Source organism: Nocardioides sp., from assembly GCF_035429765.1.
Taxonomy (GTDB): domain Bacteria; phylum Actinomycetota; class Actinomycetes; order Propionibacteriales; family Nocardioidaceae; genus Nocardioides.
Genome location: NZ_DAOMFK010000080.1, coordinates 1 through 11646, shown reverse-complemented (window position 1 = coordinate 11646; position 11646 = coordinate 1). Strand labels below are relative to the sequence as shown.

General features: G+C 73.7%; 8 protein-coding genes. 5 read left to right on the top strand and 3 right to left on the bottom strand.

Annotated features, from left to right (window positions below):
- Nucleotides 1-36 precede the first annotated feature (36 nt).
- Complete coding sequence (locus PLP61_RS09215) at nucleotides 37-873, bottom strand: SDR family NAD(P)-dependent oxidoreductase (protein ID WP_324502335.1); 837 nt, start codon at nucleotides 871-873, stop codon at nucleotides 37-39.
- Nucleotides 874-1048: 175 nt separating this feature from the next.
- Between PLP61_RS09215 and npdG the strand changes: the two genes are divergently transcribed.
- The 3 genes from npdG (at nucleotide 1049) to PLP61_RS09200 (ending at nucleotide 4303) form a co-directional block, all read left to right on the top strand.
- Nucleotides 1049-1714, top strand: coding sequence for an NADPH-dependent F420 reductase (gene npdG / locus PLP61_RS09210; protein WP_324502334.1), 666 nt, complete (start codon nucleotides 1049-1051; stop codon nucleotides 1712-1714).
- Nucleotides 1714-2934: an acyl-CoA dehydrogenase family protein gene (locus tag PLP61_RS09205; RefSeq protein ID WP_324502333.1), complete on the top strand. Its 1221-nt coding sequence runs from the start codon at nucleotides 1714-1716 to the stop codon at nucleotides 2932-2934. The genes npdG and PLP61_RS09205 overlap by 1 nt, the downstream gene beginning before the upstream one ends.
- A 151-nt stretch (nucleotides 2935-3085) precedes the next feature.
- Nucleotides 3086-4303, top strand: a complete 1218-nt coding sequence (locus tag PLP61_RS09200) for an exonuclease/endonuclease/phosphatase family protein (protein ID WP_324502332.1) — start codon at nucleotides 3086-3088, stop codon at nucleotides 4301-4303.
- A 66-nt stretch (nucleotides 4304-4369) separates the two neighbouring features.
- Here PLP61_RS09200 and PLP61_RS09195 read toward each other — a convergent pair whose 3' ends face one another.
- Entirely contained in the window at nucleotides 4370-5020 is a 651-nt protein-coding gene (locus PLP61_RS09195) for a response regulator transcription factor (protein WP_324502331.1), read from the bottom strand.
- A gap of 229 nt (nucleotides 5021-5249) precedes the next feature.
- The gene (locus tag PLP61_RS09190; protein ID WP_324502330.1) at nucleotides 5250-6929 is read right to left on the bottom strand and encodes a formate--tetrahydrofolate ligase; all 1680 of its coding nucleotides are present in this window, start codon (nucleotides 6927-6929) and stop codon (nucleotides 5250-5252) included.
- Nucleotides 6930-7063: 134 nt separating this feature from the next.
- Between PLP61_RS09190 and recC the strand changes: the two genes are divergently transcribed.
- Nucleotides 7064-10462, top strand: a complete 3399-nt coding sequence (gene recC / locus PLP61_RS09185) for an exodeoxyribonuclease V subunit gamma (RefSeq protein ID WP_324502329.1) — start codon at nucleotides 7064-7066, stop codon at nucleotides 10460-10462.
- Nucleotides 10459-11646, top strand: a 1188-nt coding sequence (locus PLP61_RS09180; RefSeq protein WP_324502328.1) for a UvrD-helicase domain-containing protein, incomplete at its 3' end; no start/stop codon positions are given. The genes recC and PLP61_RS09180, both read left to right, overlap by 4 nt.

The following is an 11646-nucleotide window of genomic DNA, read 5'->3' as shown; positions in this document are numbered from 1 at the left end:
GGTACGTCGTACGCACCAGTAGACGAAGCGCGGGGATCAGCTCGGCTGGTCGGCGTGCCCCTGGAAGTCGTCCATGGTGTGGTAGATGCCGAACACGCGTCCGGCGAGGAAGTCCCGCATCCAGAGGGGGACGATGCCCTTGAGCGCCTCGCTGAGCAGCACCGTGCGCGGCATCACCACGAAGGGGCGGCCGCGGGTCATCGCCCGCCAGGTCTCGTCAACGACCTCCGCGGGCTCGAGCAGCGGCAGCAGCGGGGCGGACTTGGCGCCGTCGAACATGCCCGTCTTCACGTAGTACGGGCACACCGTGGTCACCCTGACGTGGTCGTGGCCGGCCTGCTCGAGCTCCAGCCGCACCGACTCCGACCAGCCGACGACGGCCCACTTCGAGGCGGCGTACGACGCCATCCGCGGGTTCGCGGTCAGCCCCGCGGCGGAGGCGAGGTTGACCAGCCGGCACTCGCCGTCGGTCTCGATCATGCCGGGCAGGAACGCCCGGGCGACCATCATCGGCCCCAGGGCGTTGACCTCCATCGTGAAGGCGATGTCCCGCTCCTGGTCGGTCTCCCAGAAGAAGTGGTTGCCGCGGACCACGCCGGCGTTGTTGACCAGCACGTCGACCCCGCCGAGTGCGTCGGTGACCGCGGCCGCCGCGTCGGCGACCGAGGTGTGGTCGCCGACGTCGACCACGTCGGTGCGGATCTCGGCGTCCCCGCCCGAGAGCTCCTTGGCGGTGACGGCCAGCTGGTCGCCGTTGATGTCCCACAGCACCACGTCGCTGGCCCGCTCGGCCACCGCCCGCTCCGCGAAGAGCCGACCCATGCCCATCGCCGCGCCCGTGACCAGTACCCGCTTGCCGACCACCGTCTCCATGTCGTCCTCCCCACCGGGGTCGAGAATCCTGCGTCCATCGTCGCAGGTCCACGTGCGGTGTGGACACCCGCTCCGCGGCGGATCCGGGTGAGACGTGGCACCTCCGGGCGGACCCAGGTGGTCCCGCGGCGGCGGCACCGGGCAGGATGTGGGCGGAGCGAAGGAGTGCGAGGCGATGAGCGACCCGACCAGGCTCACCGTGGCGGTGCTCGGCGGCACCGGCCCGCAGGGCCGTGGGCTGGCCCGGCGCTGGGCCGCCGCCGGCGTGCCCGTGGTGATCGGCAGCCGGAGTGCCGAGCGTGCCGAGCAGACCGCCGCCCTGCTGGCCGAGGCGACCCGCGGCCGCATCACCGGGGCCACGAACGCCGACGCCGCGGCCGGGGCCGACCTCGTCGTGGTGGCGGTCCCGTGGGACGGCCACGCCGCGCTGCTGACCGAGCTGGCGCCCGTGCTGGAGGGCAAGGTCGTCGTCGACTGCGTCAACCCGCTGGGCTTCGACGCCCAGGGCGCCTACGCGCTGCCCGTCGTCGAGGGCTCGGCGGCCCAGCAGGCCGCGGGCATCCTGACCGGGTCCACGGTGGTAGCGGCCTTCCACCACCTCAGCGCCGCGCTGCTGGAGGATCCCGCGATCGAGCGGTTCGACACCGACGTGCTGGTCCTCGGTGAGGACCGGGCCGCCACCGACCTGGTCCAGGACCTGGCGGCGGCGATCCCGGGGGTCCGGGGCGTGTACGGCGGGCGGCTCCGCAACGCCCACCAGGTCGAGGCGCTGACGGCGAACCTGATCAGCGTCAACCGGCGCTACAAGGCGCACGCCGGAGTGAGAGTGACGGACATCTGATGCACCCTGCCTACCCCGCCCCGTCGGCCCGGGCCGTGGAGCTCGAGGACGCCCTCGTCCGCTTCATGCGCGAGGAGGTGTTCCCGCGGGAGGCGGCGTACCGCCGGTTCCGCGAGACCCACAGCGTGCACGACACCCACGTGCCGCCCGTGCTCGAGGAGCTCAAGGCGCTCGCCTTCGAGCGAGGGTTGTGGAACCTGTTCCTCCCGCACGAGTCGGGGCTCACCCAGCTGGAGTACGCCTCGCTGGCCGAGCTCACCGGGTGGAGCGTGGAGCTGGCCCCCGAGGCGCTCAACTGCTCGGCGCCCGACACCGGCAACATGGAGCTGCTGGACCTGCTGGGGACGCCGCAGCAGAAGGAGCGCTGGCTGCGGCCGCTGCTGGCGGGGGAGATCCGGTCGGCGTTCGCGATGACCGAGCCGGAGGTGGCCTCCTCCGACGCCACCAACATCGAGACCAGCATCGTGCGCGACGGCGACGAGTACGTCATCAACGGCCGCAAGTGGTGGATCAGCGGCTCGGCCGACCCGCGCTGCCGGGTGCTGATCGTGATGGGCAAGACCGACCCCGGCGGTCCGGTGCACCGCCAGCAGTCGATGGTGATCGTGCCGATGGACACCCCGGGCGTGGAGCTGGTCCGCAACCTGCCGGTCTTCTCCTCCTACCACTTCCAGGGACACTGCGAGCTGGCCTTCACCGACGTGAGGGTGCCGGTCGAGAACATCCTGGGTGAGGAGGGTGGTGGCTTCGCCGCGGCCCAGGCTCGGCTCGGTCCGGGCCGGATGCACCACGTGATGCGGGCCCTCGGCGTGGGCGAGCGGGCGTTGGCCCACATGGTGTCGCGGACCCAGCAGCGGGTCGCCTTCGGCAAGCCGCTGGCGGGGCAGAGCGCCGTCCGGGAGCGGATCGCGGAGAGCCGGATCGAGCTGGACCAGGCCCGCGCGCTGTGCCACCGCGCGGCGTACCTCCTGGACTCCGAGGGGAACAAGGCGGCCCGGCACCTGGTCGCCGAGGCCAAGGTCGCGGTGCCGCGGGCGGTGCTGTCGGTGATCGACAAGGCCATCCAGGTGCACGGCGGGGCCGGCGTCTCGGGTGACACGCCGCTGGCCGAGATGTGGGGCTGGCAGCGGGCGATGCGGATTTTCGACGGCCCCGACGAGGTGCACCTGCAGAGCATCGCGAAGGCGGAGCTGACCCGCCCGCCGCTGTTCGAGGTCTGAGTCCACCCCGCGCACCGTCATCCGGACGGAGCCGGCGTCTGTCCGTCCGGCTGACGTCCTGGGGTCTCGACAACCGCGGCGCGGGGGACGAGTATCGGCCCCAGTGCGACCGTGCGGGCCGGGGGGTCCGCCGATGAGCGGGAGGATGACAATGGGGAAGTCGAGACTGCGCGGGCTGCTGGCGGCGCTCGCCACGATGGGGCTGCTGCTGGCGTCCCCGGCGGCGTACGCCGGGCGCAGCGAGCCGGCACGCCACCCGGCGCACACCGGGACGCCGGTGACGGTGATGAGCAGGAACATCTACCTGGGCGCGGACATCAACCGGCCGGTGCTGGCCGCGCTGGCCGCCCAGGCGGCCGGGGGCACGCCCCAGGACATCCTGGTCGCCCTCGGGAACGCCACGCACGTGACGCGGGCGATCGTCGACGAGACCGGCTTCCCGGTGCGGGCCACGCTGCTGGCCAAGGAGATCGCGCGGAAGAAGCCGGCCCTGGTGGGACTCCAGGAGGTGGCGCTGTGGCGCTCCGGCCCGCTGGAGCTCACCAACGTCGGGGTGCCCAACGCGACCACGGTCGACTACGACTACCTGCAGCTCCTGCTCGACGCCCTGGCCGCCCGCGGCCAGCACTACGTGCCGGTCAACGTGGGCTGGCGGGCCGACGTGGAGGCCCCCAGCTTCACCGGGAGCCCGTTCAACGGCACCATCGGCGCGGACGCCCGCGACGTCCGGATGACCATGCGTGACGTGATCCTCAAGCGCAAGAACCAGGGCGTGAAGGTGACCGACTCCGGGGACGCGATCTACAGCCACAACCTCGCCGTGGACGTGGCCGGGGTCCAGATGAGCTTCGACCGCGGCTACCAGTGGGTCGACGTCCGCGCGGGACACCAGCGGTTCCGTTTCCTCAACACCCACCTGGAGGCGTTCAGCTCCGACCTGGCCCTGGCCCAGGCAGCCGAGCTGCTCGCGAACACCCCCACCGACCGCACGGCCGTGCTGGTGTGCGACTGCAACTCCGACCCGCTCAACGACTCGGTCAAGCCCACCGACACGGTGCCGCACAGCGCGCCGTACGACCTGGTCACCGGTGCGGGCGGGTTCACCGACGAGTGGCTGCGGTGGGCGCCGGCGGAGGAGGGATGGACCTCCGGCCTCTCCGAGACGGTGGACGACCCCACCGCCGACGGCTTCGACCACCGCATCGACATGGTGTTCGCCCGCACGGCCAAGGGCGGCGGACTTCCCGTCGACCGGGGGGCCGTGACCGGCACGAGCGTCGCCGACCGCGACCCCGCCACCGGTCTGTGGCCCTCCGACCACGGCGGCGTCGTCCTCCGGCTGCGGCTGGGCTCGCACCGCCACCACTGAGTTAGTACGGTCCCAACCCGGGGTCCTGGAGCGTCAGGAACCCCGGGTTGGGACCGTACTATCTGGTCAGCTGCCGGGGATGCGGGGGGAGCGCACGCGCACCCGGTCGGGGGCGAAGCCGTGCTCGATCCCCCACAGCACTGCACGGGAGCGTGAGGTGACGCCGATCTTGCGGTAGCAGGTGCGGATGTAGGACTTGACCGAGTTGATCGACAGACCGGTCCGCTCGAGGATCTCGGCGTTGGTCATGCCCTGGGTGATCAGCGCGAGCACCTCGGACTCGCGAGCGGTCAGCCCCTCCTCGCGTCCCGGCCAGTCCCCACCGACAAGGTCGCCGCGGCCACGGTCCGTGGAGACCACCACGGTCCCGTGGTGGATGGCCTCCACGGCCGAGACCAGCTCGCCCGCGGGCAGCCGCTTGGACAGGTAGCCGGCGGCGCCCAGCCGCAGCGTGGCCCGCTCCAGCTCCGGGTCCACGTTCCAGGTGTAGACCGCGACCTTACCGACCCCGGGGTTCCCCATCAGGTCCGCGACGGCCTGCCGGTCGCCCTGGGGCTGGGCGAAGGTGTCGTAGAGCGCGACGTCGACCGTCGCGTCGACGGTGGCGCTCGCGGTGAGCTCCACGACGTGGACCCGTTCGCTGTAGGACCGCATCATCGCCGCCAGGCCACGCACCACGATCTCGTAGTCGTTCACCAGGGCCACTCGCACGGGCATGGTCCGAGGGTAACCGCCGATCGCCGCAAAGCCTCACCCTTAGGGGTGTACCGAGGCCCCCTCGGGTTGGTCCAGACTCCTCTTTCAGGACGCCACGAGACGTCCCGGGCCGGTTCGCGGCCGGTAGACCCGCCGGCCCGCGTCCGTCACGCACAGGACGCACGCGGCCGGCCCGGGGTCGGGGGACACGGCCCCTCGCCTCCCTCGGGGGGTGAGGGGCCGTGGGGCGTCAGGAGAGCCCGGTGATGGTGCCGTCGTCGTCGATGTCGATGTGGTTGGAGGCGGGCTCCCGCGGCAGCCCGGGCATGGTCATGATCTCCCCGGTCACCAGCACCACGAAACCCGCCCCCGCGGCCAGCCGCACCTCGCGGACGTTGACGATGTGGCCGCTGGGGGCGCCCAGCACCGACGGGTCGGTGGAGAAGGAGTACTGCGTCTTGGCCATGCAGATCGGCAGGTGGCCGTACCCGTCGGCCTCGATCCGCTCCAGCCGCCGCCGCGCCTTCGCCTCCCAGCTCACCGCGGCCGCGCCGTACACCCAGCCGGCGACGGCCTCGGCCTTGTCCGCCAGCGGCATCTCGTCGGGGTAGACGAAGGAGAAGCCGTCGGCGTCGCCCTGCTCGATGGCGGCCAGCACGGCCTCGGCCAGCGCCTCCGCCCCCGCTCCACCGTCGCTGAAGTGCGTGGCGGGGACCGCCGCCACGCCCTCGGCGGCGACCAGGTCCACCAGCGTCTTGACCTCCAGGTCGGTGTCGGTGGGGAAGCGGTTGATGGCCACCACGACGGGTACGCCGTACACCTTGCGGATGTTGCGCAGGTGCCGGCGCAGGTTCGCCATGCCGGCGGAGAGCGCCTCGACGTTCTCGACCTTCAGGTCGGGGACCTTGACCCCGCCGTGGTACTTCAGCGCGCGCACCGTCGCCACCAGCACCATCGCGGAGGGCCGCAGCCCGCTGGCCCGGCACTTGATGTCGACGAACTTCTCCGCGCCCAGGTCCGCGCCGAAGCCGGCCTCGGTGACGACGTAGTCGGCCAGCTTGAGGGCGGTGCGCGTGGCCATCACCGAGTTGCACCCGTGGGCGATGTTGGCGAACGGGCCGCCGTGGATCATCGCGGGCGTGTGCTCGAGGGTCTGCACGAGGTTGGGAGCCAGGGCGTCGCGCAGCAGCACCGTCATCGCTCCGTCGGCGCGGAGGTCGCGGGCGGTCACCGGCTGCTTGGCGCGGGTGTAGCCGACCACGATGTCGCCCAGGCGCCGCTTGAGGTCGGCCAGGGACTCAGCCAGGCAGAAGATCGCCATCACCTCGGAGGCGACGACGATGTCGAAGCCGTCCTCGCGCGGGTAGCCGTTGGCGACCCCACCGAGGCCGACCACGATGTCGCGCAGGGCACGGTCGTTGAGGTCGACCACCCGCTTCCAGGTGACGGTGCGCGGGTCGATGTCCAGCGCGTTGCCCTGGTGGATGTGGTTGTCGATCAGCGCGGCGAGCAGGTTGTTGGCTGCGGCGATCGCGGCGAAGTCCCCGGTGAAGTGGAGGTTGATGTCGGTCATCGGGATCACCTGGGCGTAGCCGCCGCCGGCCGCACCACCCTTCATCCCGAACACCGGACCCATCGACGGCTCGCGCAGCGCCACCATCGCCTTCTTGCCCAGCCGTGACAGCGCGTCGGCCAGCCCCACCGAGGTGGTCGTCTTGCCCTCTCCCGCCGGCGTGGGGGAGATCGCGGTCATCAGGATCAGCGTGCCGTCCGGGCGGTCCTGCAGCGTGCGGATGTAGGGCAGGGAGACCTTGGCCTTGGTGTGGCCGAACGGCGAGAGTGCCTCGGGGTCGATGCCCAGCCGCTCCTGGGCCAGGTCGGTGATGGGTAGGGGATCGGCGGCGTTGGCGATCTCGATGTCCGACAGCATGGGTGGGCTCCTCCTCGTCTCCTTCGCGCACGGTACTCCCCGGCGTGTGACTTGTCTCTCATCGCGCATCGGGTTGCGCATGACGCAACCAGGCTCCTGGGTGGGCCGGGAGGACCAGACCGTAGGGTTCCGGTGTGACCCTCCACGTCCACCGCGCGGGGCGCGCCGACGCGCTCGCCGACGGGCTGGCGCTGCTGCTCGCGCAGCCCCTGGCCGACCCGTTCGCCGTGGAGGTCGTCGTGGTCCCGGCGCGGGGCATGGAGCGGTGGCTCTCCCAGCGCCTCTCGCACCGGCTCGGTGCCGCCGAGGGGTACGACGACGGCGTCTGCGCCGGCATCGAGTTCCGCTCGCCCGGCAGCCTGGTCGCCGAGCTCACCGGCACCGACCAGCAGGACCCGTGGGCACCGGACGCGCTCGTCTGGCCGCTGCTGGAGGTCATCGACGAGAACCTGGACGAGCCCTGGGCGGCCACCCTCGCCCTCCACCTCGGCCACCGCCTCGCCGGCGACGAGGCCGACCTGCGCCGGGGCCGGCGCTTCGCCCTGGCCCGTCGCGTCGCGGGACTGTTCGCGGCGTACGCCCTCCAGCGGCCCAGCGTCGTGGCCGACTGGTCCGCATGCCGGGACACCGACGGTTGCGGCGGGCCGGTTCCCGCCGACCTGGCCTGGCAGCCCGAGCTGTGGCGCCGGCTGGTCGACCGCGTCCCGCACCCCCCGCCCCCCGAGCGGCACGCCGCCACGGTGGCCCGGCTCCGTGCCGATCCCGACTCGGTGGACCTCCCCCCGCGGTTCTCGCTGTTCGGCCACACCCGCCTGCCGGGGACCGAGGTCGAGCTGCTCGGCGCGCTCGCGGTGCACCGCGACGTGCACGTGTGGCTGCCCCACCCCTCGCCCGCACTGTGGGACGCACTGGCCCTGGCCGGCGTCGAGGGGCCGGTGCCACGCCGGGAGGACGACAGCCACCGGTACGTCGGGCACCCGCTGCTGGCCTCCCTGGGCCGTGACCTGCGCGAGCTGCAGCGCACCCTCCCCGCCGACCCGGCACAAACGGCAGGCGACCCGGCACAAATGGCAGGCGACCCGGCACGAATGGCCGCCATTTGTGCCGGGTCGCTGCTGGGGTGGCTGCAGGAGGACCTCGCGGCCAACCGGCCGGGAAGCGGTTCCGGGGAAGCGGCAGGGCGCCGATGGACCCCGGCCGACCGGTCGGTGCAGGTGCACGCCTGCCACGGCCCGGCCCGGCAGGTGGAGGTGCTCCGCGAGGTGGTCCTGGGCCTGCTCGCGGACGACCCGACCCTGGAGCCCCGCGACGTGCTGGTGATGTGCCCGGACATCGAGCGCTACGCGCCGCTGATCCAGGCGGGCTTCGGCCTGGGCGAGGTGGTCGGCGACCGGGGCCACCCCGCCCACCGGCTGCGGGTCCAGCTCGCCGACCGGGCGCTGCACCAGACGAACCCGCTGCTCGCGGTCGCCTCGCGGCTGCTGGACCTGGCCGGGGGCCGGGCCGGCGCCAGCGAGGTGCTCGACCTGGCCCACGAGGAGGCGGTCCGCCGCCGGTTCCGGTTCACCGAGGACGACCTGCAGCAGCTCACCACCTGGGTCCGCGACTCCGGGATCCGCTGGGCGTACGACGCCGAGCACCGCGCCGACTACGGCCTGGCGTCCTACGTCCAGAACACCTGGCGCTTCGGGCTGGACCGGCTGCTGGCCGGCGTCACCATGTCGGCCGACGCCGGGACCTGGCTGGACCGGACCCTGCCCCTGGACGACGTCGGCAGTGCCCAGGTCGACCTGGCCGGCCGGTTCGCCGAGTACGTCGACCGCCTGGCCGACGCGACGGACCGGCTGGTGACCGCCCAACCACTGTCGGACTGGCTGGTGGCGCTCGGGGACGCGGTCGCCTCCCTCACCGACGTCCCGGCGAGCGAGGGCTGGCAGGCCGGCCAGCTGCACCGCGAGCTGGGCCGGATCGGGGAGGAGGCCGGCCCGCTGGCCGGGACGGACCTGCGGCTGCCCGACGTACGCGCGCTGCTGGGCCACCGGCTGGCCGGCCGGCCGACCCGCGCCAACTTCCGTACCGGCAGCCTGACCGTGTGCACGATGGTGCCGATGCGGTCGGTCCCCCACCGCGTCGTCTGCCTGCTCGGCCTCGACGACGGGGTGTTTCCCCGGGCCGGGGTCAGCGACGGCGACGACCTGCTGGCCCGCGAGCCGCTCACCGGGGAGCGCGACCCCCGCAGCGAGGACCGCCAGCTGCTCCTCGACGCGATCATGGCAGCGACCGAGACACTGGTGGTCACCTACACCGGTGCCGACCCCTACTCCGGCCAGCCGCGCCCGCCCGCGGTCCCGCTCGGGGAGCTGCTGGACGCGCTGGACGACACGGCGACGGCACCCGGGGGATCCGTGGGCGACGCCGTGGTCGTGCACCACCCGCTCCAGCCGTTCGACCCCCGCAACGTGGTCGCCGGCGCGCTGGTGCCAGGACAGCCGTTCAGCTTCGACCCCGCCGCCCTGGCTGGCGCGACCGCTGCCCGCGGTCCGCGCAGCCCCGTGCCCGCGTTCCTGCCGCAGCGGCTGCCCGAGCTGCCGGTGGAGGACGTCGCGCTGGACCAGCTCGCCGGCTTCCTCAAGAGCCCCGTGCGCGACTTCCTGAGGACGCGGCTGGACGTGGCCCTGCCCTACGACGAGCCGCCCGTCCCCGACGGGCTTCCTGTGGAGATCGACGCGCTGGCGGAGTGGGGGGTGGGCGACCGGGTGCTCGCCGACCTGCTCGCCGGGATCGACCCGGCCGCCGCCCGGCAGCGCGAGTGGCGCCGTGGTGTGCTGCCGCCCGGCCGCCTGGGCTGGCGTCGTCTGGGCGAGCTCGTCGAGCGGGCCCGGCCGCTGGCGGCGACCGCGCTGTCCCTGCGGACCCGGCCCGCCACCGCGGTGGACGTGGACGTCGACCTGGGGGGTGGCCGCTGGCTGCGCGGCACGGTCCCGGGCGTGTACGGCGACCGCCTGGTGCCGGTGAGCTACTCCCGGCTCGGCGCGACCCACCGCCTGCAGACCTGGGTGCACCTGCTGGCCCTGGCCGCCGCCGACCCCGACCGGAGCTGGACCGCGCACACCATCGGTCGGCCCGCCAACAGCCGCTCCCCGCTCGGCCAGGCGGTCTCGGTGCTGGGGCCGGTGGACGACCACACGGCGCGCGAGCTGCTCGGCCGGCTGGTGGCGCTGCGCGACCGCGGTCTGGCCGGACCGCTGCCGCTCCCGCTCAAGACCTCCTTCACCTACGCGAGGCTGCGGCGTACCCACGCGAGCCATGCCGAGGCGGTCCGCAAGGCGGGCTTCGACTGGTACGACGGCACCTTCCCGGGCGAGGGTGCAGACCCGGCCCAGGTCCGGGTGTGGGGAGCCCGGGCGGCGCTGCCCGGGCTGGCCGAGCGGCCCCGGCCCGGGGAGGAGCACCCCGGTGAGACCACCCGCTTCGGCGCACTGGCGATGGGGCTGTGGAGCCCGCTGCTGGACGCCGAGCAGGGGAGCTGGTGAGCCCCGTGGCCGACCTGTCGCCGTTCGACCTCGCCGGCCCGCTGCCGAGCGGGACCACCCTGCTGGAGGCCAGCGCAGGGACCGGCAAGACGTTCACCGTCGCCGCCCTGGTCACCCGGTACGTCGCCGAGGGCGTCGCCCGGCTCGAGGAGATGCTCGTCATCACCTTCGGCCGGGCCGCCAGCCAGGAGCTGCGCGAACGGGTGCGGGCCCAGCTCCTCGAGGCCGAGCGGGCGCTGGCCGCTGGCCCGACCGGGCCCGACCCGGACAACCAGCTGCTCTCGCTGCTGCTCGCCGGGGACGAGGAGGAGCGCCGCCGGCGACGGCACCGGCTCCGGGACGCGCTGGCGGCGTTCGACGCCGCCACCATCGCCACCACCCACCAGTTCTGCCAGCTGGTGCTGCGCTCCCTCGGCGTCGCCGGCGACACCGACCCGGGGGCCGGCCTGGTCGACAGCCTCGACGACCTCGTCGAGCAGGTGGTGGACGACCTGTACCTCCAGCGGTTCGGGCAGCTCGACGAGAGGCCGCCCTTCGACCGGGCCGCGGCCCTGGACCTCGGCCACCGCGCCGTCGGTGACCCGCAGGCCACGCTCGCCGCCGCCGACCCCGCGACCGCCGGCGGCGCACGGGTGAGCTTCGCCGCGGACGTCCGCGCCGAGGTCGAGCGGCGCAAGCGGCGGCTCGGCGTGCTCAGCTACGACGACCTGCTGAGCCGGCTGGCCCGTGCCCTGGAGGCCGCCGACGCTCCCGCGCGCGACCGGATGCGACGCCGGTGGCGGATCGTGCTGGTCGACGAGTTCCAGGACACCGACCCGGTCCAGTGGCAGGTGATCGACCGGGCGTTCACCGGTCACGCCACGGTCGTGCTGATCGGCGACCCGAAGCAGGCCATCTACGGCTTCCGGGGCGGCGACGTCGTCACCTACCTCGCCGCGGCGGAGACCGCCACCACCCGGGCCACCTTGGCCACGAACTGGCGCAGCGACCAGGCCCTGGTCGACCGGCTCCAGGTCGTCCTGCAGGGCGCGGCGCTCGGGGACCCCCGGATCGTGGTCCGCCCGGTCCAGGCCCACCGGACCGGCTCGCGCCTGGCCGGCGCCCCCCAGGGGACGCCGTTCCGGCTCCGGGTCGTCGCCCGCGAGGGCTTCCGCCTCACCAGGCACGGCGCGATCCCCGTCCGC